Below are 23,164 nucleotides of genomic sequence, written 5' to 3'. Positions count from 1 at the left end.
TGGGATAATTCACCCTGTAACCCTATAATTATAATTAAAGGGAATAATTAGGAAGTGCACTGATTTTTGGATTAATAATTGGTAATTTAGGAAAAATTATGGATGATAAAAAATTAATTTTGGATGCAGCTAACAGATATGGTTTTAACTTAGAATTCAGAACAAAAAAGGTACTAGAAGAGAAAAATTTTTCTGTTTTGATGAACCAGTTAATGAAAAGTGGGGATGAGTTTGTTGAAATCGATATTAGGGCAGCGCAATATACAGGTAGGGAGTGGTTAATTGAGTGTAAAGGATCATCTGATTCATCACATCTAATTTTGATTAAAGAAGATAGTAGCAATGACCCAAAGAGCTACAACACAAAACGACACGCTATTCAAGATTCCAATTATCGGATTGCTCAATTCAAGCCGGATGAAAATCAATATTTCTTCACCTTTACCGGTGATTTTTTTAACAAAACAGGCCAGCAATTAAAAAAAATATCTAAGAACGATTCTGAAAATAATTTTTTCAAAGCCCAATATCAAATTTTGTCAGCAATAAAAGCCATATCATTAACGGATACAGATAAAGATAAATCAAAAGATTTTCCGATTATAATTCCTATGATTGTCACAAATGCAAAAATATGGGTAATTGATTACAATAAATCTTCAGAACCTGGAGTTAGCCAACATAAATGGGTTTTACATAAAGTAAAAATAAAAAATAATTTATTCATTGCTCCGAAATATGAAATAGAATATGACTCGATTTCGATACTGGTTCTAAACATCGATTATCTAGACGAATTCTTGGGTTGTTATTCTTATAATATTAATGGTGAAATAACAATAGGTAATAGTGAGTTGGCCAAGTAACCTTTATACTATGACTGTTCAATTAATAAAAAATTTCAATATCAATATAGACCGCTACCCAAATCAATATGTAGGCTGCCTTGTTTTAACCAAAGATAATAAAATTCTATTACAACAACGCCCTCATGACTGGCCAACATACCCTGATTATCTTTGTGAATTTGGCGGCAGAATAGAACATAATGAGTCGCCAGAACAAGCTGTAATCCGTGAGCTTAAGGAAGAGTTAGGCGGTAATGTAAAGCTCAAAGAGCTCGTATCATTTGGTGCTATCACAGAATCTATTTCGAAGCATAAAGAATTGATACATACTTTTTTCTGGCATGATAAGGAAGGAACAATAACGGGTTGTTATGAAGGCTTGCCGCGATTCTTTAATGAAAGCGCCCATATTTTATTACAAACCAAGATTACTGATGGCCTCCGCTGGTTAATTGATGAAAGTAAGAAACTTCACCTTATCAAATAACCTAAGCAATGTGAATCACATTACTTTTTTGCAATAAGCGCAGACGATTGCATCGTTTGGCAATTTTTTCAATTTTTGGTTTGAGTTGACGCTTAACCCCATCCAAGCCCAGCATACTGTGATTTGCCAAGTCATTAAAATCGCTGAATTTTTTAGGGTTTAAAGATTGTTCATGGGGTGCGAAAGTCGGCATAACAATAAAGCCATTAACTGCACTCGCAGCCTCCAAAGCTTTTTCTTTACCTGGATTGATGCCTTGCGTTAACTCCAAGTGCTTATCATCGTCAGATGCGATCATAACGGGAGTATATGGATATTTTTCATGCAATGCTTTCGCTACCGATTTCAGGTTACCTGAATCAAAGGCAGAAACGACAACAGGCAGCCCACATGCTTCTTTTATCGTTGCAGCAGTTGCATATCCTTCCGCAATGACAATAACCGGCGCATCAAAAAGTTTGTTCATGCCGCCCAGAACATGAAAGCAGCCTTCCTTTTTTGAATCTTTAGCGAAGCGCTTGGTGCCATCTTCTGCAATATATTGAACCGTCCAAATTGTACCTTCAATATCGGTTGCAGGAATACACGTTAATTTTTTGTCATCATCAGTATAAACATCTGGATGAACCTGAATGCCTTTTGATTTCAAATAGGGTGTTGGCTCGGTGATCTCACTCATTTTAGAAAGCCTTTGCTTGAGCCTTAATGCGGTGCTTTTGTGCCTTTCCACCAATTCAAGCTCGCGATTTTTTTGATTTTCGAGTACCTGAGCCTTAAGTGCTGCTTTTTGTTCATCGGTTAAAACATAACCTTTACTTTTCCATTTTAGCTCAGCGCCTGTGCGGTTATTTTTGATATAGCCTGCGGGAATGCCATCCAAATGAGCCACGTAAAATCCTGCCTTTTCACCAGTTTTATCGTCCTCCATTTGTATACGATGAGTCTTGCCATCCATGATAGGATGCTCACCTGTCAATACTGCACCCAAACTGATTAACGCTTCCTTGAATTCATCGGCTGGTGAAAGTGCTTTGTCTTCTGGTGAGTTTTGATTTTCTGGAAGCCAGGCTTTGATTTTTTCAATGGAAACACCTGGTTTTGCATACCAGCACTTCTGTGTTTTATCCCAGGCAATGCCAGGTGTTCCATCGGGCAACTTCCCTACCACGGATTTGGCTAACTCTTTTTGTTTGAATGGGATGCTAAGCCAGACTTTTTCTGGGATATTCTTTTCGGATTCCATTAGAGTTTCCTCATTATTTTTTTCATCCCTGTTTACAATAGATTGCTCATGCTGGATGTCTTGTGCTTGTTCCAATGAGCAAATGTGATTGACAATTTTTTCAGCATCCGCTGACGCTCTGAATATTTCCAGCGGATCACCTTCTAAAACGCGAATCCATGATTTGATGTAAGCCATGTGTTGGGAAGGGTCATGGCCAATGCCAAGCTCCGAACCCAACAGCATACTGGCGATTTCAGCCCTTAGTTCTTCTTTGGCGTAAGCTTCACTGCCAAAGGGATGGCGTAGGTTTCGATCAAGCCTTGAAGGATGCCCGCTCCAATGACCAAGCTCATGAAGGGCTGTGACGTAATAATGAGCGGCTGATTTAAATTGCTCTTTGGGAGGGAGGTGAATGCTGTCGGTTGATACCCTGTAAAATGCTCTATCAGCCTCCGAATGAAAAATGGCAGCACCGGAATTAAGTAGCAGGTTTTCTGCTCTTTCAATTAAAGACCAGTTTTGCTCTTTTTGTACAAGTTCCGGCATATTATCAATTTGTGAGGCATGAAATACCGTTGCGTAAAATATCTTGGGTCTTTCAAGGTTAACCTGCACTTTGACAGGCTTTCCCTGCTCATCGAGGACTGGATTTCCCGCATCATCTTTCTTGATTTTTTCATCCTGAAACTTCCAGTATTGAACCGTCGTGCCTTTTTCTCCTTTTCTAACCTGGGCGTCAATGCTTTGCGCCTGTTTGTAGGTGAGCCAGCGGTTATCCCCGCTTTGATTTAACATCAAATACAAGGCATTAATGCCGCGATACCGCCTTCCTGTGACTGGATTAAACGGGATTTGGCCGCCGCCCGTGCCTGGCTCCCATGGTTTTACCCAGGGTGCGGTTCCTTGTTTGAGGCTTTCAATGATTTGGTTGGCCACAACCTGATGGTGAGACAATTTAGTCATAGGCTGCCTCCTTAGCGTCATCTTCACTAAGCGCATCCTCAGAAAAGGCACCCATGATTTCTGCCTCGATGGGAGTGACTTCGGCGATAAAACCCGGAACCATCAAATCATCTAATTTTTCTGAAATTACATCCATTAATTCAGCTTCTTTATTCATGCTATTTCTCCACTTGTTGCATTTACCCATATGGGTTTAATTACTCCCTTAATTTGCCCTATCCGAATAGGGCCATAATAACGACTATCAAAAGAGCATTCGCTTTGGCTAGTCATGGTTATGAGTTCATCTTCTTTGATCTGATAATCTATGGTGCGCCATTGAGGCAAAGGTCGTTTCCTTCCATCTATTAATGTCGGTTTTGAAAAGAGAATAAGTTGGCGATTAACAAAAACGCCGTCGGAGGTGATAGATATTTGATCACCATTTGTTGCCACCACTTTTTTCATTAAATACCCATAACCGCCAGGGCAAAGGCCACTTCCGATATAGCCTCTATCTAATCCTTGTTTAAAAGCCGGTCGATCATCAGGGCAAAAAATCACATAGGCATTTTTGATGTTTTTTATATTTGTAATGCGATAAAGGCCAAAAGGAATGGAATCTGTAGTGTTCACGCGAAAGCCCATCAGCATGAAAAGAAATGCCATGCCGATGATGCTTAACATAAGAACAGCAATCCAGGAAGTGAACTTTTTCATAGTCTGATTTCCTCATCTTCATGAAGGCGGGCGCGTAAGATATCTGATTGCTCTGGCGCTTCAACAGAAGCTCTGGCGATAAACACATGGTCTTTAAAATAAAGCGGCTGTTTGCCATAAATGGCAGGAAATCCTGCCACATACACCACCATATCGCCTGCTTCCTTGATTAAACCGTTTTCATCTTTTTTTGGTCCAGGCATACGTTGACATTCATCAACCGTTAAAAGCGGTCGAGAAACTTCTTGTTTTGTTTTTGAAATCTGATTTAGAAAGGTTGAAAACCGTTTACCGCTAGTAGTGGTATGCTCTTTTACAATAGTAGTCTGGCCGGTTAGTTTTGAAAGATGCTCGGCGGTTTCAATTCGGTTGGGCGGATAGGCATTTTGGATATGACAGTTCGAGGTAATGGTTTCATCCGGTCCATAGCCTCGCTCACGACTTTTAAGCTGGTTAATGTCCTGGCAGATTAAGTAAAACTTCAAACCATAACCTGCAACAAACGCCAATGACTCTTGTAAAATATCAAGCTTCCCAAGGCTTGGAAATTCATCAATCATGCACAACAGGCGATGTTTATAGGTTTTTTTGGTTCTTACAAAACAATTCCCTCGCCCATCATCGACTCGCTCGAATTCCATTTTATCCGCCAAAAGACGGACAACCATGTTCAGCATAACCCGAACTAGAGGCTGTAATCGTGCTTTATCATTGGGTTGGGTCACGATATAAAGACTGACAGGGCTTGCATGATGCATCAAATCTTTAATACAGAAATCTGATGCAGAGACATTGTAAGCAACTATCGGATCACGGTATAAAGCCAGGTACGATTTTAAGGTGGACAAGACAGAACCTGCTTCTTCCTCCGGCCTATCAATCATATCGCGAGCCGATGCGCTGATAACAAAATGTGTTTTGCCATCGACATGCGGGTATTGAGTCATTTCAATCAATAAATCGGCGATGTTGGTATTTGGATCGACCAACATGCGATCAATATTTGGAAAAGTAGCCGGTTCTCCTTGATTTTTAAGCTTGTAAATCGCATGCAAAATAAAACCGACCAAAAGCGCTTGGGATGTTTTCTGCCAGTGGGTTTCAAGTCCTTTACCATCGGGATCAACCACAAGCGTTGCAAGATTTTGTACGTCACCAACCTCATATTCTGTACCAACCCTGATTTCATCCAGCGGATTCCAACGGGCTGAGCCTTTTAATGTCGCCGGCTCAAAACGAATGACTTTGTTGTCGGCATGCTTTTGACGCCACCCTGCCGTCAATGCCCAAAGCTCTCCTTTTAAATCCGTAATCACACAGGATTGTTTCCAGGATAGGAGGGTGGGAATAACAAGACCCACCCCTTTACCAGAACGTGTTGGGGCATAAGTTAAAATATGCTCTGGGCCATTATGGCGTAAATAATGAATATCCCCTTTTTCATCTTCAATAGCACCGACATAAACGCCTTCCTCATTGCCAAACAGTCCAGCATTTTTTAAATCATCTCTGTTGGCCCATCTGGCTGAACCATGCAGGTATTCACTGATGTTTTCTTTTTTTAAATGCTTAGCAACAAAAACAATCAACATTAAAAAAAGACTGCCACTCATCGCCATCAAACCAAAGGCTGCATTAAAATAATCAGGATAATAATGATGGTATTTCAAGCTCCACCAAAGGGACTGCCATGGAAAGTAGACATGATTCAGCGAAAACCCTAATTCATCACTAAAATGCAACTTATAAGCCACAAATTGTGTGCCAACCTGCATACTGATGAAAAACGAGAGGGCAACTAAAATAACAAGTTGTTTATTCGTTTTTTCATTATGCTTTTGCCTCACCTGTGGGCCAATGGCTTTGTTGGGTTTATTCAAGCTCATTGACCGTCTCCAGATGATTTTTGATTGACAAATTGACTGATCTCATCATCACTGTTTATGTTCCATGAACTAAAACTGCCTTCTGGAGCACCCATAGAAGTGACATTTTGAGACTCGGATACCTGTTGATTAATAGTTGGCGATTCAGCATTGGAAGATATGCGCTGATGAATGGCATCAGCAATTTTACCGCCTGTGGTATCAGCCGCTTTTGCAGAAAAAGCATCTTTCATGCTTGCTGCTTTTTCACGGGCGACATCAAACGCCCCAGAAGCTAAATGTGAACCAAAGGAACCAGCAAATTTAGAAGCTTGTCCCATGGCCTGAGCCAAACTACCTTGTTTTGAGCCTGGGCTATCTCCTGACACGGAGCCAGCGCCACTTGCGCCGATACTATGAGAAGCAGCCTTGAATGCAGCCTGTAAAGCGGATAATCCCCCAGCACTCTGCACAGCTGCAGAACCCGCAGCGCCTGCTAAGGCTGTTCCTGCAATTCCCGCAGCCCCTAACGCGCCTCCAAGACCAAGTCCACCACCGCCACCTGATCCTCCACCTGAAACGATGCCGGATAAAACAGGGGGAATTTTATTGATAAGTACCAACAAAAGTACGGCAACAACCATCATGACAAACATTTCTTTTAGCATGATGTTTTCTGACATTGCCGCGTAATATTGATCTACAAAAGACTTTCCTATGCCGATAATCAAAATCATGGCAAAGGCTTGTAAGGCGATCCCTAGTACTGTTTTGTAATAGTTAATCGCAATATCCTGTGTCCAGCGTCCGCCACCAAAACCTAATAAAATGATGCCACCATAAGTCAAGATCCAGGCTGTAATCAGGATAATGAGCATATTAATACTGACCAACGCCAATATAATCAGAATAAGCCCCGCAACAATTAATCCTACCGTCGTTGCAGCCGGTGACCAGATTGATGAGCTGTCGATTGCTTTTGATACAATATCAAACCCCACATCCACAATGTCAGAAGGCGACACATGTTCGTTAATTCCAGAAGCTTTTGCAGCGAGCTGTCGCATAGAATCCATGATTGCAGTTGCAATCGCAGGCCCATTATCTAAAATCCAATAGAAAAAACCGACAACCACTAAAAATTTTACGGTTTCTGCCAAAAACTCTTGAATGTCTGCTTTTCGCAAAGCCATGAGACCATAAGTCCATACCATGCTGATGGTGGCCAAAGACCAAAAAAGGTAACGAGCATAACTTAAAATAGTTTGGCTCCACATCGAGGCAGTGCTGGAAAAACGATATAAGATATTGTCTAGCAAATCTCTGCTGTCTATACCATGGCCCTGGGCATGACAGCATACAGAAAAGCCGAGCAAACAGAGTATGAGTAGAGAGGTGGTTGTCTTTTTATTCATAGTATTACCACTTTTTCCCTGAACTTTTTGAATAGCTTCCCCCTCTGAAACAAGCCTCGCCAATGGCCTGGAGTTCTTCTTTTGTGCGGCCTTCTCTTGGACTCTCACAGGTTAACGAGGCCAAGTGCTCTGGCTTTTTCCTTGCTTTGGTTTCTGTACTTTCACAGCCTGAAAGCAAACAAGCGAACACCATGATGGATAAACTTAAGCGTTTCATTTCTTCTCCTTGTCGTTATGACTGAATTACCATTTTTTACCTGAACTTTTATGATACGTACCCGCTCGAAATTGCTCATCACCCGCGGCCTGTATGGCCTCTTTATTGGCGTTTGCCGCATCTTTTACCGCCTGCGCGTTTTGTTGTGCTAATAAAAGCCCTCTGATTTGAAGTAATTGATGTGATTGATTGCTGGCTAATTGTGAAGCAGCCTGTAGTGCTTGCTTTTGCCCAACGGCACTTTGCGCCTGAGATTGCAAGACCCGTAGTTTTTCTGAGTCATCTTTCAAGCTCTGTTGTTGCTTATCAATCCCTTTGAGCATGGCATCATTAGCACGCTTTTCGGCAACAGAAGTTGAGAGTCTACTTTGTTTGATTTTCCTGAGTTCTTCGGGTGAGCAATGACCATTACCATTAAAACAAGGAGTTTTCTGATAGTATTCCTGGCTCTGAAATCGGTCCAGATAACCTTGAAGGCTGCCTGCTTCCTGCTTGTAATAATCAATTGTATTAGTCGATTCAAGCAGATTATTAATGACAGAGTTGGCATTATCCCACTGGAAGGAAGTGAGCGACTTAGTGTTCTCTAACATATTTTGGTATTGCTGCAGCTGATTGTTGTATTGATCGATCTGAGTTTTATACTGACTCACCTGATTCAGTATGATTTTTCCATTTTCAATCCAATTGGCAAAATCAAATACGGGCGCACCGCTGGCGAAAACATGTAGTGTCCATAAATAAATAAGCATGATTCTAAATTTCATTGCACTCCTCCTGTATCAATAAGCAAACTGTCTATAAGGTTGTTTAAAGGTTAAATCTTTCACTACAATGATGTTGAAACGGTAACCCGGACGGACATTAATGGTCGGGGATACGTTCAAATTTTTTGAAACCAGTTGTGATGTCACCTCACCTAACTGTTGTCCTAATGCCTGACTCAAGACAGAACCCGCTGTTGGTTGGCTGTAACCGAACTGGTTAGGCTGATTACTGTTCTGGCTGTAGGTAATACCCGCAACAATGCCAGACATTAAAAGCGCTGAGCCATAAATTCTTGCGTAATGATGATCCACTTGATCACGAAATCCGGCGAATCCCGCACTATCAGCGCCTGGCATGGAGCCAATATCCAATGCCTTGCCATCAGGAAACACCAGTCTCTGCCAAGCCACTAATACGGAATTCTGGCCAAAGCTCACATCACTGGAATAAATACCAAATACTTTGGTTCCTTGAGGAATGAGAAGGTATTTACCCGTTGCGGTGTCATAGACGTTTTGTGATACCTGACCGATGATTTGCCCTGGTAATTCAGAGGAGATGCCACTGATCATTACTCCTGGAATCACCCCACCCGATCTGAGTTCATATCGGCTGTTTGGACTTTCAAGTCTTGAGTTTAAATGCCAACGCATTTCATTTTCTTCACCACCTAAGGTTTGCGGCATGGGTTTGTTGTGTCTGCCTTGTACCAACATGAGTTGCTCTTTAAAGGCCGTAGATGGGTCAACATTGAATGTCACGTCATTCCCGCTCATGGATGTCCTTACACTTGCTCTGTTATTCAGCCGTACGTTATCCACCATAATGGATGTTTTTGCTTTGACCGCCTCTTCAAATTCTTGTGTTTTTTCCTGGCGAATGCGTTCTATTGCAGCATCAGTCACATTTTGATCCAACATCTCTTGTTTTTGAGGCAAGTCTTGTTGCTCAAGTATGGGTAGGGAAGCCTCCTGCTTGATTGTGATCGTTTCAGTTTGAGGAGCTACGACTGGTACTTTGTGATTTCCTACCACTTCATAAGCCAGACTCATGGTGTTTTTTTTCTGACTTTTAATCTTTACTATTTCGGGAGATTGGTTCTGTGCATTTGCCCGTTTATTGGCAACGAGCGCTATCAACATCACAAACACAGTCAAAATACTAATGACAATGATTAATGGTACGTTATTCACCCGCTTCACACCGGCTGCCTGGAGTTTTTGCGGTGAGTAGTCTTTTGATAAAAAATCGTTGTTTTGATTCATCAGTCTCACTCCTTACGAGTCCATGCGCTAACTGGGGAAATTTTTCCAGCAGTTTTGGCATAAATTCTGCTGAGGGTCTGTGAGCCAATAAAAAGGCTGACTCGGTAAAGGTTGGTTGCTTTAATCTCATCGACAACATAGAAAAAATTGGCCTTTTGTTTGGGGCAATTGTTTTCAATCACGCCATAACCTTTTTTTCGCATTTCATGAATCAGGCTGATGCCAAAAGCATCCCTTACCTTTTGACTGATGCAAAACGTATTTTGAGCAGGTGGATAGACACGTGTTAATTGGGATGCCGCGTCTTGTGCCAAATAAACGTCTCGGCCTTGAGATACTTGAGTAAAATTCCCATAACGCTGACTTGCACAGCTTGATAACAATAGAGCGAGCAATAAAACGCTTAGTTTCTTCATCTTTAGCACCTCGTAATCGTAATTTTTTCTTGAGCGCTTCCACTTCCGATAACCAATATTGCCCTATCAAAAACGCTATCGACGATGTAACGACAACCTTGCAGACGATAATTCACCATGACGGACTCTGATTTTTGAAACAAACCACGGCTTCTTAAAATCAATAAAGCAGGGGCTTCGCTTTGTGCCATCGTTTTCGGCATCTCAATAATGGTCTTAACGCCATTGTTGTAAACCCGAACCGGCTTAAATCGTGCATGGCCCTGAATTCGGTAGTTGAAATTAAGATTGCCAAGATATTCATTGGTTTCTGGAAGGGTATCCGCTTTCCGTCTTTCTGCTTGAATTTGCTGAATGAACTGCCACTTTGCTTTTGCTTCATCGGGATAAATGAAAGATACGTAAGGCATAAACTCAGTGCGGTCGGACTTTAACCTGAAATGATAAGTTCTTCTGTCTGTAGTTACGACCAAAGAGGAATCAAGTCCAACATCTTTAGGCTTGATCAATAAGTGGATTTGTTGCGCAGCTCCTGAACCCGTAATGGATGGCTCAACAATGAAGCGTGGATCACCAACATTCATATCGTTAAACTGCTCACCTGCCTGCAAAGCAATATCACAAACCTGCAAGGGAGCGCATACTACCCTGATTTGCCCTGAGCCATAAACAAAACTGACTGATCCATCCGAGGATGGAAATGGTTTGCTGGTTTTGTCTCCCTTTTGCCAACGCTCTGCAATATCTAAAGCCTGCTTTTCCTGATTTGACAGTTTTGGATCGTTTTCGGAAAAATAACGAGTGGCCAGCTCATTATTATCCAGGGCAAAACCTGTCAATGGCATCAATAAACAAAAGGTGAGCATTATTTTTTTCATCGCTGTTCTCCATGCTTTAATTCATAGGACCAGTTAAAATCACGGATAAAAATTAAGTGTGGGTTTTTCAAAATAGACTCACTGGAGACATCATTAAGTTCGTTGTCCTGATACATCGTGATCATGGCTTTCATCACATAGGGCTTTTCTTTAAGCGTTCCGTCACGATTTCTCACCGTCTCAACCCAATCAACCTGCCAGGTCTCATCAGACTCTTGTAGAACTGATCGAATCTCAATACTGACGATTTCATGCGTCGCTCTTTCAAAGGGATTAGACTGCTGTTTATTACTGTAAAATTCCTGAACTTTGGCTAGAGCCGCATCATTCTGATTTAAATAGGAATAAACTTGAAACACAGCCTTCTTTTGTAGTTCAACATCGCTACTTACCATGCGGATATTTTCAATAAAATGTGCAGCAGCCGCCCGATAATCATCAATATTGGCTTGTCCAACCCTATCTGCACGGGTGACTGACAAGGTATTGCCATTAGCGTCCTGCTGAAATACCAAAGGGATAAATTTGGACTGGCTGCCAATGGATATTAGCCCACCAACAGCGGCCAGTGCCAATAAAAGGCTGCTTAAGCCCACCAGTTGCCAAACCTGTACCGATTTCATAAGCCCTGCGGTATGAACATTCCAGGCGCGTCTGGCATTAAGAAAGGGATTCTCCGTTAACGCTTCATTTTTCTTTTCAGGTCTTTTGGTATTAAGCCATTGTTTTATTTTTTTCATGCTGCTTCTCCGTACTGTTCCAATTGGATTCCTTTTTCCGTAAGCCACTGAGATACCCATCCATCACCGTACTTCAACTCAAGCTGTTTCATCCGAGCGATAGAATCGGGATCAGTAGCCCCTACAAAAGCCAAAGCCATAGAGCCTAATGCTAATTGATAAAGACGTTGTCCTTTTTCGCTGACATAGTAGTAATCACGCTTGGGTTGGGCTTGAGCTATGATGTCAATCTGACGTGGATTTAAGCCCATGCGTTCATAAATCACGCAGGTTTCAGGATCTCTTGCATATAGATTGGGTAAAAAGATTTTGGTGGCTGTGGATTCAACAATGATGTCTAAAATGCCGGATTTTGCTGCATGGGAAAGATGTTGAGTTGCCATAAATACAGCGCAGTTTTTCTTGGCCATGGAATCAAGCCATTCAGCAATCTTGTTTTTAAAGACAGGATGCGCGAGCATCAACCACGCTTCATCCAGTAAGATGAGCGTTGGGCGGCCATCCAGTGAGGTTTCAATGCGTCGAAACAGATAGAGCAACACAGGCAGTGCAAATTTTTCGCCTAATCCCATTAAGTGCTCAATTTCAAAGGTCATAAACGAGGACAGACCTAAACCATCACATTCAGCATCCAATAAATGCCCCATCAATCCATCGATGGTGTATTGCTTTAGGGTTTCACGAATGTGTTCGTCCTGAATGGTCATGACAAATTCGGATAAGGTTTTAGAGCCACTTTGATGCATGCTGATAATGGCATAGCCGATTTCATTACGCTGTGCTGGGGTGGTATCCAAACCATTTAATGCCAGTATTGTATCAATCCACTCCATAGCCCAAGCCCTGTCTGCCTTGGACTCTAAAAACTGCAAGGGCGCAAAGGCAAGCTTTGAGTCTTTATCAGCAATGGTGTAATGCTCACCACCTGTCGCCTTGCAGGTTGGATACATGGATAGTCCTTTGTCAAATGAATAAATACGGGCATCTTTATACCGACGCCAAGACAATGCGAGTAAACCAAGGTGAGTTGATTTACCAGAACGCGTTGGACCAAACATAATGCCATGGCCTAAGTCTCTGACATGAAGATTCAGGCGAAACGGTGCATTACCACTGGTGACGCAATGCATCAGAGGTGGTGACAAGGGTGGGAACAGTGGGCACGGTGCTTTATTCTCACCTGTCCAGATGCTGGATGTTGGCAATAAGTCCGCCAGATTCATGGTGTTAATCAATGGTCGTCTGATATTTTCAACGCCATGGCCTGGCAGGCTGCCCATAAAAGCATCCATGGTATTAATGGTTTCTACTCTGGCCGCAAAACCCAACGCATTGATGTTCTTTTCAATAAACAGCGCTGCTTTTTCAACTTGTGCGCGATCTTCATCCATTAAAACAACAACCGAAGTGTAATAACCTTGCCCTACCATGCCAGAATTGGTTTCAGCAATGGCTGATTGCGCATCATTGACCATGCTAAGCGCATCTTCGTCGACAATGCCTGAATTGGTATTAAAAATCTGATCAAAAAATCCTCTGACTTTTTGCTTCCATTTTTTACGGAATTTAGTGAAATGTGCGACAGCTTCATGCGCATCCATGAATATGAAGCGGGAGTTCCAGCGATATTCAATGGGTAGTTGCGATAGCGCGGTTAAAATTCCAGGGTAAGATTCCATGGGAAAACCTTCAATCGCGACGCACTGAACAAACTTCCGACCAATTTTCGGAGTAATGCCTGGCGTTAATTCCTGACAGCCTATCAAGGCATCAAGATAAATCGGGTTTTTAGGCAGATTGACGGGATGGTTAAGTCCTGTGACACAATACTGTAAGTGCCTTAGAAAGTTATCCTGCATTACTGTATCGCCTTTATCATCTGAGCCAAGCCTTTCCAGATGAACTGCCGAACTCATGCGTGATTCAAAATTGCGGCAAGATTGCTTGAAGGTCTCAATCAATTGATGCGTTTTTGCTTTCTGGCTTAAGCGCTCCCCTGAATCATCAAACATCAATTCAACAAAACGTTTTTGTACCAATACAGGCGGATACCAGGTTAACGTGATAATAAAATATCCTTCATATAAGGTTCCCAACTGTTCAAATAGCTGCCTTCTTTCTTCATCAACTGCCATTGATATGGGATCAGGAAAGTGAGAATAACCCCGTGCACTGTAACCAGGTGCAGTACGCCTCATGGCATCTACATGAATCATCCAACCGCTACCCATAGCGGATAAGGCTTGATTGATCCGAAATGACACCATCTCACGCGCCTCATCGGTAGTATTGGCATTGTCTTCGCCATGATAAAGCCAGGCCGCCATAAAAGAGCCGTTTTTTCCGACAATTACGCCATCATCTACAACCGCCGCATAATTAAGTAAATCAACCAGTCCAGCTGTATGGCTTCGATGCTTTTTGACATGGTGCCCACAGCTTTTACTTCGAATTTCCCAAAACAAAGTACCCAAAATGACAAGCCCTGTAGTACTAATCAAAAAGGCGATTAATTCAATCATTGATAACCTCTTTTGTTTTCCCTGAAAGGGGTTGAACGAGCCGGATAATAAGCCTGATAACGTCTTTGCCTCAGATAAACCGCTCTCATATAGGGATCAGATTTCGCCATTAAGCGAAGTCCTTTCAGAGATAAAAACCACATGACGATACCAGCAATCGCCGCCAGCCAATCCTGAGCGGCAAATACCAAAATGGCTGATAGCAATCCTGAAAACATGACAAGCTCACGGTCTCCGCCCATAAAGAGACTTGGACGATTTCCACATCTACGAATGGAGATAGTGCGAAGGCTCATGGCTGAGACTCGATTGCTGTCATCTCAACAGATGGCTTGGAAATTTCCGCCCCTTTGCCAGTAATCGCTGTCATGGTATTTTGTGCCGCTACCAGGAATGAAAGCACCAATACAAAAAAGACAAGGGTTCGCATAAAACCATTTAATTCACCACCAAAAATAAGTGTGGCACCGGCAGCAACCAGACCAATAATCGCCGCACTAAAGGCAAATGGACCTGTAATGGACTTCTGGATTTTGGTCAACCATGAGTCGAATGGAAGTCCTCCACCTGCTGTGGAGGCGCTAGCCGGATGAGTCATTAAAAATAGAAATAATATGACTGCCCCCATCATCCAAATTTTCTTGTGATTAAAACTGCTTAACTGATTCATTCATATTCTCCTTAAACAAGTTTCTTGATGTTGTATTGACCATTTTTAAAACCCTCGACAGATATGATTTCTTTGACAAAGCGACCATCTGGCGTTCTTGCAATATGCACCACACAATGAACCGCCTCGCCAATTAAAGGTTCAATTTCAGCGGGTGCTGCCGGATTTCTGGTAATCAATGATTTCAAACGATGAAGCCCTGCAAGACAGTTATTCGCATGTAAGGTAGCCGCTCCTCCTTCGTGGCCGGTATTCCAGGCATCCAATAAATCTAAAGCTTCACTGCCTCGAACCTCACCGACAAGGATTCGGTCAGGGCGCATTCTGAGTGTGGTTTTTATAAGTTGGGTCATGTTGACATCCATGGTGGTATGGTATTGAACGCAGTTTTCAGCTGAACACTGGATTTCGCCGGTATCCTCTATGATAAAAATGCGTTCATGTGGTGCGCTTTTTACCATTTCATGAATAATGGCGTTCACTAATGTTGTTTTGCCTGAACCTGTGCCGCCAATCACTAAAATGTTCCGGTGGTTCGAAACCGCTTGTTGAATTATCTCGTTTTGCTCATCCGTCATAATTCCTGCTCGAACATATTCATCCAGTGTAAAAACGGATAGGGCTTTTTTACGAATAGCGAATGTAGGGCGTGATACAACCGGTGGCAGTTGTCCTGCAAAACGGGAACCATCCAGTGGTAATTCCCCTTCAAGCATCGGCTTAAATCGGGTCACTTCTTTACCATGAAAGCCTGCAACAGTTTTGATGATGCTTTCGGCACGCACCTCATTGATACTTCCAATGCAACGCATTGTTTCCCCAAGACGTTCCTGCCAAAGCCTGCCATCCGCATTGAGCATGATTTCAACGGTTTTTGGATCGTTTAAAGCCCGTTCAATCAATCCACCCAGATCACGCCTTAACTTTTCTTTGGCTCGGTCTTTAACCGTAATCAGCTGTTCTTCATCGATAGTCATGACTCAATTCTCAGGAATTTGTTGAAGAAGCACTGCTTTTGAACTTATTAATAAGCCTGTCGACAATGCTCTCGTTGTTAGCTGCTTTATCTACAAACTTGTTATCTTTAATCTGATCGCGGTAAATGCGGCGTTGAATTTCATCACGATGGATTGGGATGGACTTAGGCGCATCAAAAGCAAGGCGGACCTCATCGTTTTGATACCCCACAATCGTGCAGTAAATATCCTCACTGATCACAACAGACTCCCCAACTCTTCTTGTTAATACCAACATGTCTTCTCTCCTATCAGGTTTTAAAATAAAAATGCTTTACATTGCTTAATATTCGCTTCCGCCACTTCGGCACTCGCAGAAGCAACTTCTTCAGGCGTAACATAAACGTTATTTCGTTTTTTTATGTCACGACAAATGCGAATCAGTTGAGGCAAGCTTGGCGGCATTTCACAAAAATCACGACACTCAACGATGGCTTGATTCAAAACGTCATCACTAAACTTGCTTACCCCCTCCATCCATTCCTTTTTGGCAAACTCCAAAAACCCATCGCTTTTGAACTGACTGCGCCACAAATGCCCATAAAAAACTGCAAAGCGCGTAAACAAACTCTCAATCCGCTTTTTATTTCTGTCGGTAGCATCGCAGGTTGATGACATTGCTTTGTTCGTACTCGTCTTCACTGGTGCTTGCTGTGTCTTCTCCTTCTGGGTTCCAGAATGGATCAACGGTTGTGAGTTCAGTATTTGGGCGGCGCTTTGCATTCCTTTTCTCCTGCGTTACTTCGATTTTGACTTCATCTTCCCAGCATTTTTGAACCAACCAGTTGCTTGGATATTTCCAGGGTGGCACCCATTCGCCGTGGGCTATTTTTACATTTCGTGCTTTGATTTGGTTTTCCAGTGCTTGCAACATCATTCGCAATAGATGCTCGTCAGGGCTGATTTGTCTGAAGGCTTCAAAAGCACGCTCGTGGGATTTTTTCTCGGGGTATAAATTCCAAAATTGTTCGAAGCGGCTTAATAAATAAATATAATTATTATCTTTAAGAGGTGTGGCGGCTTTTTGGGGTTCAGCTATGTCGGCTTTTATGGCCTCACCTTCAGAAAACTCATTGTGTACAAGGGTTTCCCCGTGCGGCTTTATGGTGGCTTTCTGTGGCGGGTTTATGGCGGCTTTATTTTGGGCAGAATAATGCCTTGAAGCTAAGGGACATTTTAAAATGAGCTGCATGCCGTCAGATTGAACTTCAATCATTCCCGCACGTACCAAACCTGAAACTGCACGACGTACTTGATCACGAGAAAAGCTTTGGCTTTTAATCCCCTGATGTGGCTCGATATATAACTGTTCAGATATCGATTGATAGCTGATTCGTCGCTTGATACCTGTTATTCCTGTTTTAACATCCATATACGGTCTGATTCCTCTTAGATAAGCCAATTGCTGGATATGAGGTAAGCCACTCATTGCTGCCAGTTCATCCTGGTTTATTAACATGTCCATTGACTACTTACATTCCTATCTGAAATTGACCTTCAAAACAGAATCCTCTTTAAAGTGTTGAAAATAATTAATTTTAGAGGCATCCTTACACTCATAACGCGTATAAATCCACACTTCATATACGTGAATCACGTATAATAATTTATTATATACATATAAAGCGTATAAATGTAAAGACATATTTATGAAAAATGCTACTAAAGTAAAAAAAGATAGTTCTGCAATGGGACACCGCATCAAAAGAGCACGCATGCTTGCTGGCTTATCTCGAAAAGATTTGGAAGAAAAGCATGGAATCAGTATCCATACGCTCCAATCATGGGAGCTTGGAAGAAACCCATTAAATAAAGCCAAAGCTGCTTCTTTAGTAGAAATACTTAATCAATATGATGTGAGTTGTTCAATTGATTGGTTATTAGAAGGCATAGGAAAAGGCCCATCAGTAATCGAAAATGAATTTCAAAATTATCCATTTCTTGCAGATACAGTTGGTAATCTTCTCGCCTCAGAACAAGCCATACAAAAAGAGATAGACTTCTTTAAAACAAATAACCCAAATGCTGTTGTAATAACGGTCTCAGATGATGCGATGGAGCCGGAGTATAAAGTTGGAGACATTGTTGGCGGGATTAAATTTATAAATCAAAATAAAAAAAATCAATGCGTAGGGCACAATTGTATAGTGGAAACCACCGAAGGCACCTTTTTTCGACGATTGATAAAAAGTGAAGATAAGTATTTATTGGTTTGTAATAACAATAGAACTTCAGTCAGTGATCCCGTTATGTCAGCAGATTCAATTTTATCTATTGCCCCAGTTATTTGGCATCGATGGAAATTTGATGCCTTATCAAACTAGGGCATACGATCAACCCAATCTACCCCTAAAAATCAACTAGTTACTCTCTGTATATTCTGACACAAGTGGATCACTAATTTCGATTGATACAGAAGGAATGGCTATTCAAGCCAGATAGTGAATAATTGAATCAATCCGCCAATCAACAATAGATAGAAGCCAACTCGTTTGTTTAAGTAAAGTTGGTTATTAATAAATGCTTTTACAGTTGGCTCAGGATTATAATATTCATAGATTGCTCTTGTAATGTTACTAGGAACACGACCCGATTTGTCATATATTTTTTCTAATTCATTACCCAGATAATCTATATACTCAAACAAGCCTGCTACTTCGAGTTGGATCAAACCAGCTAATGAAAATAATACCGGTAAAGAATTACTTATTTTGCTAGTTGGATAAACTATTCCCAATATGCAGCTAATGGGTATGACAACAAAAATCATTATCTTGAGAATAAATCGCTCAACTCTTCTTATGGGCCTGTTTCTTTCTGCATATTTTGAAGTATGACTATTCATTTTCCTATCCCTGCATTGACCAATCTATTTTTCTAACGGCATTCACTTTATGCTCCGGCGCCAAATGCGCATACCTCAGCGTCATGGCAATATCAGAATGCCCCAATAACTCCCGAACGGTATTTAGATCTACCCCAGCCATCACCAACTTACTCGCAAAATGATGTCGTAAATCATGCCATCGAAACTGCGTAATATTCGCTTTTTTCAATAACGATCCCCATGAGCGTTTCACATGGTTAAATGGTTGATTATTTTTACTTGGAAAAACTAAGCCTTCTTTTCTCTCTGCTTTTTTATGCAGATTATCCAAAATTTTATAAGCCTCATCATTGAGCGGAATATAACGAGAATGTTTGTTTTTTGTAATTTCACCAGACAAAATTAATGAACCTTCTGACAGATTCACCATATCCCAGGTCAAATGAAATAATTCGCCTCGTCTTAATCCTGTATTAATCGACAATAGCACCATCGGCATTAAGTAATCACAAGCATCGTCTTCTGAAAGCTCGGGTAATAAATCATAACCTCGCTTTTCTCGCCAGAGGTTTCCATTTTTTCGCATCAGCCGGAGTTGATTGTCTCGTTCGATTAATGCTTCGCGTAAACGTGCTTCTTCTGCAAATGACAGGTATCGAATTTTAGGTGAACGATCGATTTTATAAGGTTTTAACTTACCAAGTGCATTTTCTTTTAAAAAGCCCCATTCAACTGCCTTGGTCATCAGTGATTTCAGCATGGTTATATTACGATTTAAGGTTGCCTGAGAAGTGCCTTCATTAAGACGTTTAACGCGCCATTGTTCTACAAGAGCAGGCGTAATTTCACCCAACGGCTTTGAAAAAAAAGCCTTATAACATCTAATAAGCCCTGCTAGCGTTTCTTGACCTCGTTTATGCGTTGATAAAACCCATGGCTTATAATCACTCTCAATAAATTCTTGTAGTGTCTTAGGCTTATTTATCCCTTTTTGTGCGGTTGGCTCAATCCCCTTATTGGCATTACTTAGCACTTCAATAGCCTTTTCACGAGCTTGAGCTGCTGTCATAACGCCGACTGTTCCAAGATTAATTTTTTTGCCTCTTTTGTACTGGCAGACGTAACGCATGGTTCCTGATGGAAAAACTCTTATCATGAATCCTTTTAGATCAAGATCATGAACTTCGTATTCTTTATCTCTAGGAAGCAGTTTTTTAATAAGCGTGTTATTGATTTTTGCTTTCATAATTAATCTGCTAATTGTTGTAATATTTCAGCACCCTTCACTTTATAGCTTTCCAAGGTCTCAAGAGTGCAATTGTTTTTAAACGATTCAACAAAACCAAATTCTCTTAAACAATTTCGTTTGTATTTTGATATCCAGCCAATCGCTTTAAATGTGTCATTGAACTTACGACGCAATTCAGCAATGCATTCTTGCGGTGTTTGGGCATTTTTAAATTTCCAGATAGGCTCGTGATGAAACAAGCGATTTCTAATCAGTCTTATTTCTTCAAATCGCTTGGAAATATTCTTTCTATCATCATGCCCTCTTGCATAATGGGGGAAAACCGAAGGAATTAAGTCAGGCCATAGTCGATTTGGATTAAATTGATCAGTGTATGTTTTTTGTTTTATTAAATTTGTCCAAAATCCAAATGTTAATCCTGCAACAATGTCTGACGCTGTTACTTGCCCAAATCTACGATGTAAATCGTTTTTGGTATCTTCAAGAATTGATCTTGACTTCCCATCAGTTACAACGATATCGAACCAAAATTCATTTTCAAATTTCTTGGTGGCTGCGTGGTGAATTGAATTACGTAATGCAACTTCTACTGAATGTATGAAGGGATAAAATGCTTGGCTTATCAATAAATTCCAATGATAAGCTCCTATAATATCCGTATCCACTTTACTTGGACATAATATTTCATAGCTTGTAAGCCTATCTATTGATAATGCACTAATATATTCTTTCATACCCTATCCTGTTGCATCAAATTAGAATAGTTATCCAAAAAATAACCAAAAAAAATTGACATATCCATGTAAAATGACTCATAATTACAACGTAAGCTTTTAGGGATCCGCGAAAGCGCCCCTTTTAGCAGTTGACCAAGAACCACCTTTTCGGTGGTTTTTTGGTTTATAGCACCCGTGAAATTCTTCTACTGCTTAATCCTTGCTTTTTTAATACCCTGGACTTTATCATAGTTAATATCACATTCATGTAATAAAAATCCTATTTTTGAATTACAGGGTGCATATAGGGTGCATTTTCATTGTGGAATGTAACATAACAATATATCACTGTACATCATAAAAACGCCATTAACCCTAGTATTACAAGGAGTTATTGTTCATGGAGATGTATAGAAATGCATTAAGAAACAATCGGGATCGCCTTCGGGAGGCAGGGGTCGCAAGTTCGATTCTTGTCACTCCGACCAATACAGTCAATAGGAATAATCTGGCCTATTTTTCAGAGCCCAAAGAAGTACTTTCAGGGCGATTTCACCAAAGTTAAAAACCGATCGGTTTTTTAAAAGACTCCTCGCCAGAAGACTTTCTTCTATATTGCGGTATATTTCTCTCCCATCAATTAACGAGATTTTTTTAAAAAGCCATCTTCCATGGTGCGTAAAGATTGTAAAATACATAGCCGGGGTACGTCACGTTAAAAATAGTTCTAAAATCTAATGAGGTCGCTACGCGACCTCAAAAAGGGTAAAAGGATTAAGCGTTAAAAAGCCCGGACACACCTAACCCGAAGTTCAAGGCCCTTATCGTCGAAGCCCTGGCCGCCACGGCCGAAGAAGTCCTGGCTGAACGCATGAGTCGCGTTGAACTCGGTAGAACTCCAATAGATGTCATTGGCAAAACCACCCACCGCATTTCTCTGTTCATACAATTGATGCAGCTCAAACTTTGACGGCAAATACCAGTCAGCGTAGCAAGTGGCGCCTGCTGCACCGGGGACATCACAGGCTGTCACACCATTGGCCTGGATAGCATAATTTTTACATACTCTAACTGCGGTATTGTCGATGTCGCCCCCGCCAGCAGCAATAGCTGCAGCTTGCAAAGCTATAGCCAGCTGAGCATTTCCTTGTCCAGAAAAAATACCATCTCCCGTTGCAAATGTTTCCCCGTTAACACTCCACCGTATGCCAACACCGCCATTATTATCTGCATTTGCTGCAATCAACCCATGCAGGCCTGTCGCATCCACGTAAAACACAATGCCGCCCATAGCCTGCTGACCTACCGTATAAGCCGCAGGGCCATCAACCCACTGGGTATCAAAATCATTATCTGATGCTTTCGCAAGAATTTGCCCGGTCGTGCCGCCAGCAGCAACCCCTGGACCCGGGTCACCCTGAGGACCTTCTGCTCCGGCAGGCCCCTGTTTCCCAGAGGGAATCGCGGCAATCTGCGATTGCAGTATCGTGACTTGCGCATCCACGTATTCCTTGGTTGCCGGATTAGCAGTATAGCCTGCACCTGTCAAAGCGCTGGCTAAAAAAAGAGCAATGTTGCATTGTGTCTTAGTCATGCGAAATTCCTTATCCAAACGTTATACGGTAACGGTTAAACCAAGCAATACACCATTTTGTACAGGGATATTAGACACTCGACCGGTAGCACTATCGGCATTGAAGCGAAAATCAGGATTGCTGCCAAAAATACCTTGGTAAGACAAACTCAAGCTTGCCCGCTCACTGATGGAACAGCCCAAACCCGCCTGCACTTCACCGGCAATTTGCGATTTATCGTTAATGCTGTCGCGGTCATTAAACTGCCAGTGGCGATAGGCAATCCCGCCTTTGAGTTGGGCAAAAATGGGGGTCGTGCCGAAAGAAGCCGTTTTCAAAGTCACCAGCGCATCAAACATGGGTTTTACCGTCGTTTGGATTGGAAGTCCGCCAAGCGCATCAATGGCCTCAAACGAGGGAAAATAACGCATGGTGTTACCGCTTTGCACACCAACCTCAAACCCCCAAGTCAGGGAATTACCAGTGTATACATCACGCCCAATGGCAAAGCGACCCAGAGCCGTTTGACCATCGTCTCGGTACATGTCTTCATACACTGTATAACCAAGACTGCCCGTCACCGACCAGGGGTGAGAGGCAGGAAGATCTACTCCGCCCATACTGCCTGCAAACGTTGGTAAAGATAATATTATCCCAGTTGCCAGAATTCCATAGCGAACGGCTGCTATCGTTGACTTACCTCGCAAACGCTTCATAAGACCATCCTTATCTGTTTAATTAAATCTAGCTGATTCTATAAGGCAATATGATGATAAACAATAGCTTTGGCCATAGCTGCCAAAT

At 41.8% G+C, this 23,164-nt stretch carries 27 protein-coding genes; 4 read left to right on the top strand and 23 right to left on the bottom strand.

Annotated elements, in window-relative coordinates; all coding sequences use genetic code 11:
• Positions 1–98 precede the first annotated feature (98 nt).
• Together E1O52_RS01115 and E1O52_RS01110 are read left to right on the top strand one after the other, a co-directional pair.
• The gene (locus E1O52_RS01115) at positions 99–866 is read left to right on the top strand and encodes a hypothetical protein (protein WP_129827371.1); all 768 of its coding nucleotides are present in this window, start codon (positions 99–101) and stop codon (positions 864–866) included.
• A 10-nt stretch (positions 867–876) separates the two neighbouring features.
• The gene (locus E1O52_RS01110; protein WP_129827372.1) at positions 877–1,335 is read left to right on the top strand and encodes an NUDIX domain-containing protein; all 459 of its coding nucleotides are present in this window, start codon (positions 877–879) and stop codon (positions 1,333–1,335) included.
• Position 1,336: 1 nt separating this feature from the next.
• On the opposite strand, the gene E1O52_RS01105 is transcribed toward E1O52_RS01110, so the two are convergent.
• The 18 genes from E1O52_RS01105 to E1O52_RS01025 are packed head-to-tail and all read right to left on the bottom strand — an operon-like array spanning position 1,337 to position 17,459.
• Positions 1,337–3,523, bottom strand: a complete 2,187-nt coding sequence (locus E1O52_RS01105; protein WP_129827373.1) for a zincin-like metallopeptidase domain-containing protein — start codon at positions 3,521–3,523, stop codon at positions 1,337–1,339.
• Positions 3,516–3,680 (bottom strand): hypothetical protein, encoded by a 165-nt coding sequence (locus E1O52_RS13120; protein WP_013101104.1) that lies wholly within the window; start codon positions 3,678–3,680, stop codon positions 3,516–3,518. The genes E1O52_RS01105 and E1O52_RS13120 overlap by 8 nt, the downstream gene beginning before the upstream one ends.
• A complete protein-coding gene (gene traF, locus E1O52_RS01100) occupies positions 3,677–4,222 on the bottom strand; it encodes a conjugative transfer signal peptidase TraF (RefSeq protein ID WP_129827374.1) in 546 nt (181 codons plus the stop codon). Before traF ends, E1O52_RS13120 begins: the two co-directional genes overlap by 4 nt.
• Positions 4,219–6,108, bottom strand: coding sequence for a type IV secretory system conjugative DNA transfer family protein (locus E1O52_RS01095; protein WP_129827375.1), 1,890 nt, complete (start codon positions 6,106–6,108; stop codon positions 4,219–4,221). Before E1O52_RS01095 ends, traF begins: the two co-directional genes overlap by 4 nt.
• The gene (gene trbL, locus E1O52_RS01090; protein WP_129827376.1) at positions 6,105–7,502 is read right to left on the bottom strand and encodes a P-type conjugative transfer protein TrbL; all 1,398 of its coding nucleotides are present in this window, start codon (positions 7,500–7,502) and stop codon (positions 6,105–6,107) included. The genes E1O52_RS01095 and trbL overlap by 4 nt, the downstream gene beginning before the upstream one ends.
• A 4-nt stretch (positions 7,503–7,506) precedes the next feature.
• Positions 7,507–7,719 (bottom strand): hypothetical protein, encoded by a 213-nt coding sequence (locus E1O52_RS01085; RefSeq protein WP_129827377.1) that lies wholly within the window; start codon positions 7,717–7,719, stop codon positions 7,507–7,509.
• A gap of 26 nt (positions 7,720–7,745) precedes the next feature.
• Complete coding sequence (gene trbJ / locus E1O52_RS01080) at positions 7,746–8,486, bottom strand: P-type conjugative transfer protein TrbJ (protein WP_011945692.1); 741 nt, start codon at positions 8,484–8,486, stop codon at positions 7,746–7,748.
• A 15-nt stretch (positions 8,487–8,501) separates the two neighbouring features.
• The gene (locus E1O52_RS01075) at positions 8,502–9,752 is read right to left on the bottom strand and encodes a TrbI/VirB10 family protein (RefSeq protein WP_129827378.1); all 1,251 of its coding nucleotides are present in this window, start codon (positions 9,750–9,752) and stop codon (positions 8,502–8,504) included.
• Between the two features lie 5 nt (positions 9,753–9,757).
• On the bottom strand, positions 9,758–10,168 hold the full coding sequence (locus E1O52_RS01070) for a conjugal transfer protein TrbH (RefSeq protein ID WP_035892767.1): 411 nt from the start codon (positions 10,166–10,168) through the stop codon (positions 9,758–9,760).
• A 2-nt stretch (positions 10,169–10,170) separates the two neighbouring features.
• Complete coding sequence (gene trbG, locus E1O52_RS01065; protein WP_129827379.1) at positions 10,171–11,046, bottom strand: P-type conjugative transfer protein TrbG; 876 nt, start codon at positions 11,044–11,046, stop codon at positions 10,171–10,173.
• On the bottom strand, positions 11,043–11,786 hold the full coding sequence (locus E1O52_RS01060; RefSeq protein ID WP_011945688.1) for a VirB8/TrbF family protein: 744 nt from the start codon (positions 11,784–11,786) through the stop codon (positions 11,043–11,045). The genes trbG and E1O52_RS01060 overlap by 4 nt, the downstream gene beginning before the upstream one ends.
• Positions 11,783–14,308, bottom strand: coding sequence for a VirB4 family type IV secretion/conjugal transfer ATPase (locus E1O52_RS01055; RefSeq protein ID WP_129827380.1), 2,526 nt, complete (start codon positions 14,306–14,308; stop codon positions 11,783–11,785). Before E1O52_RS01055 ends, E1O52_RS01060 begins: the two co-directional genes overlap by 4 nt.
• Positions 14,305–14,604, bottom strand: coding sequence for a conjugal transfer protein TrbD (locus E1O52_RS01050; protein WP_027226389.1), 300 nt, complete (start codon positions 14,602–14,604; stop codon positions 14,305–14,307). The genes E1O52_RS01055 and E1O52_RS01050 overlap by 4 nt, the downstream gene beginning before the upstream one ends.
• Positions 14,601–14,978: a TrbC/VirB2 family protein gene (locus E1O52_RS01045; protein WP_011945685.1), complete on the bottom strand. Its 378-nt coding sequence runs from the start codon at positions 14,976–14,978 to the stop codon at positions 14,601–14,603. The genes E1O52_RS01050 and E1O52_RS01045 overlap by 4 nt, the downstream gene beginning before the upstream one ends.
• A gap of 11 nt (positions 14,979–14,989) precedes the next feature.
• Positions 14,990–15,955 (bottom strand): P-type conjugative transfer ATPase TrbB, encoded by a 966-nt coding sequence (trbB, locus tag E1O52_RS01040; protein WP_011945684.1) that lies wholly within the window; start codon positions 15,953–15,955, stop codon positions 14,990–14,992.
• Between the two features lie 10 nt (positions 15,956–15,965).
• Positions 15,966–16,232 (bottom strand): carbon storage regulator CsrA, encoded by a 267-nt coding sequence (gene csrA / locus E1O52_RS01035; protein ID WP_027226391.1) that lies wholly within the window; start codon positions 16,230–16,232, stop codon positions 15,966–15,968.
• Between the two features lie 20 nt (positions 16,233–16,252).
• Positions 16,253–16,561, bottom strand: a complete 309-nt coding sequence (locus tag E1O52_RS01030) for a Vir protein (RefSeq protein ID WP_129827385.1) — start codon at positions 16,559–16,561, stop codon at positions 16,253–16,255.
• Positions 16,562–16,577: 16 nt separating this feature from the next.
• Positions 16,578–17,459 (bottom strand): hypothetical protein, encoded by an 882-nt coding sequence (locus E1O52_RS01025; RefSeq protein ID WP_129827381.1) that lies wholly within the window; start codon positions 17,457–17,459, stop codon positions 16,578–16,580.
• A gap of 184 nt (positions 17,460–17,643) precedes the next feature.
• Between E1O52_RS01025 and E1O52_RS01020 the strand changes: the two genes are divergently transcribed.
• A complete protein-coding gene (locus E1O52_RS01020; RefSeq protein ID WP_133126876.1) occupies positions 17,644–18,318 on the top strand; it encodes an XRE family transcriptional regulator in 675 nt (224 codons plus the stop codon).
• Positions 18,319–18,419: 101 nt separating this feature from the next.
• Here E1O52_RS01020 and E1O52_RS01015 read toward each other — a convergent pair whose 3' ends face one another.
• Genes E1O52_RS01015 through E1O52_RS01005 form a run of 3 tightly spaced genes read right to left on the bottom strand, consistent with a single transcriptional unit; the run spans position 18,420 to position 20,804 of the window.
• Positions 18,420–18,839: a hypothetical protein gene (locus E1O52_RS01015; protein ID WP_129827384.1), complete on the bottom strand. Its 420-nt coding sequence runs from the start codon at positions 18,837–18,839 to the stop codon at positions 18,420–18,422.
• A 4-nt stretch (positions 18,840–18,843) separates the two neighbouring features.
• Positions 18,844–20,067 (bottom strand): site-specific integrase, encoded by a 1,224-nt coding sequence (locus E1O52_RS01010; RefSeq protein ID WP_035892713.1) that lies wholly within the window; start codon positions 20,065–20,067, stop codon positions 18,844–18,846.
• A gap of 2 nt (positions 20,068–20,069) precedes the next feature.
• On the bottom strand, positions 20,070–20,804 hold the full coding sequence (locus E1O52_RS01005; protein WP_011945677.1) for an Abi family protein: 735 nt from the start codon (positions 20,802–20,804) through the stop codon (positions 20,070–20,072).
• 382 nt (positions 20,805–21,186) lie between these two features.
• On the opposite strand from E1O52_RS01005, the gene E1O52_RS13115 reads away from it, so the two are divergent.
• Positions 21,187–21,351 carry a hypothetical protein gene (locus E1O52_RS13115; RefSeq protein WP_165474669.1) on the top strand — a complete coding sequence of 55 codons (165 nt, stop codon included), beginning with the start codon at positions 21,187–21,189 and terminating at the stop codon, positions 21,349–21,351.
• Between the two features lie 216 nt (positions 21,352–21,567).
• On the opposite strand, the gene E1O52_RS01000 is transcribed toward E1O52_RS13115, so the two are convergent.
• Positions 21,568–22,380, bottom strand: coding sequence for an Lcl C-terminal domain-containing protein (locus E1O52_RS01000; protein WP_133126875.1), 813 nt, complete (start codon positions 22,378–22,380; stop codon positions 21,568–21,570).
• 21 nt (positions 22,381–22,401) lie between these two features.
• Entirely contained in the window at positions 22,402–23,076 is a 675-nt protein-coding gene (locus E1O52_RS00995; protein WP_133126874.1) for a hypothetical protein, read from the bottom strand.
• Positions 23,077–23,164: the final 88 nt, after the last annotated feature.

The sequence above is a fragment of the Legionella nagasakiensis genome (assembly GCF_900639915.1).
In the GTDB taxonomy this organism is placed as follows: Bacteria; Pseudomonadota; Gammaproteobacteria; order Legionellales; family Legionellaceae; genus Legionella_A; species Legionella_A nagasakiensis.
The sequence above is the reverse complement of the archived record's forward strand: the minus strand, read 5'-3'. Positions and strand labels throughout refer to the sequence as shown.

Bases quoted from the DNA above. Each gene is read 5' to 3' on its own strand.
- E1O52_RS01025 (WP_129827381.1), bottom strand. From the start codon at position 17,459: ATGGACATGTTAATAAACCAGGATGAACTGGCAGCAATGAGTGGCTTA.
- E1O52_RS01110 (WP_129827372.1), top strand. From the start codon at position 877: ATGACTGTTCAATTAATAAAAAATTTCAATATCAATATAGACCGCTAC.
- trbB (WP_011945684.1), bottom strand. From the start codon at position 15,955: ATGACTATCGATGAAGAACAGCTGATTACGGTTAAAGACCGAGCCAAA.
- E1O52_RS13120 (WP_013101104.1), bottom strand. From the start codon at position 3,680: ATGAATAAAGAAGCTGAATTAATGGATGTAATTTCAGAAAAATTAGAT.
- E1O52_RS01010 (WP_035892713.1), bottom strand. From the start codon at position 20,067: ATGAAAGCAAAAATCAATAACACGCTTATTAAAAAACTGCTTCCTAGA.
- E1O52_RS00995 (WP_133126874.1), bottom strand. From the start codon at position 23,076: ATGAAGCGTTTGCGAGGTAAGTCAACGATAGCAGCCGTTCGCTATGGA.
- E1O52_RS01000 (WP_133126875.1), bottom strand. From the start codon at position 22,380: ATGACTAAGACACAATGCAACATTGCTCTTTTTTTAGCCAGCGCTTTG.
- E1O52_RS01020 (WP_133126876.1), top strand. From the start codon at position 17,644: ATGAAAAATGCTACTAAAGTAAAAAAAGATAGTTCTGCAATGGGACAC.
- csrA (WP_027226391.1), bottom strand. From the start codon at position 16,232: ATGTTGGTATTAACAAGAAGAGTTGGGGAGTCTGTTGTGATCAGTGAG.
- E1O52_RS01105 (WP_129827373.1), bottom strand. From the start codon at position 3,523: ATGACTAAATTGTCTCACCATCAGGTTGTGGCCAACCAAATCATTGAA.
- E1O52_RS01070 (WP_035892767.1), bottom strand. From the start codon at position 10,168: ATGAAGAAACTAAGCGTTTTATTGCTCGCTCTATTGTTATCAAGCTGT.
- E1O52_RS01005 (WP_011945677.1), bottom strand. From the start codon at position 20,804: ATGAAAGAATATATTAGTGCATTATCAATAGATAGGCTTACAAGCTAT.
- E1O52_RS01055 (WP_129827380.1), bottom strand. From the start codon at position 14,308: ATGATTGAATTAATCGCCTTTTTGATTAGTACTACAGGGCTTGTCATT.
- trbJ (WP_011945692.1), bottom strand. From the start codon at position 8,486: ATGAAATTTAGAATCATGCTTATTTATTTATGGACACTACATGTTTTC.
- traF (WP_129827374.1), bottom strand. From the start codon at position 4,222: ATGAAAAAGTTCACTTCCTGGATTGCTGTTCTTATGTTAAGCATCATC.
- E1O52_RS01075 (WP_129827378.1), bottom strand. From the start codon at position 9,752: ATGAATCAAAACAACGATTTTTTATCAAAAGACTACTCACCGCAAAAA.
- E1O52_RS01050 (WP_027226389.1), bottom strand. From the start codon at position 14,604: ATGAGCCTTCGCACTATCTCCATTCGTAGATGTGGAAATCGTCCAAGT.
- trbL (WP_129827376.1), bottom strand. From the start codon at position 7,502: ATGAATAAAAAGACAACCACCTCTCTACTCATACTCTGTTTGCTCGGC.
- E1O52_RS13115 (WP_165474669.1), top strand. From the start codon at position 21,187: ATGGAGATGTATAGAAATGCATTAAGAAACAATCGGGATCGCCTTCGG.
- E1O52_RS01085 (WP_129827377.1), bottom strand. From the start codon at position 7,719: ATGAAACGCTTAAGTTTATCCATCATGGTGTTCGCTTGTTTGCTTTCA.
- trbG (WP_129827379.1), bottom strand. From the start codon at position 11,046: ATGAAAAAAATAATGCTCACCTTTTGTTTATTGATGCCATTGACAGGT.
- E1O52_RS01045 (WP_011945685.1), bottom strand. From the start codon at position 14,978: ATGAATCAGTTAAGCAGTTTTAATCACAAGAAAATTTGGATGATGGGG.
- E1O52_RS01015 (WP_129827384.1), bottom strand. From the start codon at position 18,839: ATGAATAGTCATACTTCAAAATATGCAGAAAGAAACAGGCCCATAAGA.
- E1O52_RS01115 (WP_129827371.1), top strand. From the start codon at position 99: ATGGATGATAAAAAATTAATTTTGGATGCAGCTAACAGATATGGTTTT.
- E1O52_RS01095 (WP_129827375.1), bottom strand. From the start codon at position 6,108: ATGAGCTTGAATAAACCCAACAAAGCCATTGGCCCACAGGTGAGGCAA.
- E1O52_RS01060 (WP_011945688.1), bottom strand. From the start codon at position 11,786: ATGAAAAAAATAAAACAATGGCTTAATACCAAAAGACCTGAAAAGAAA.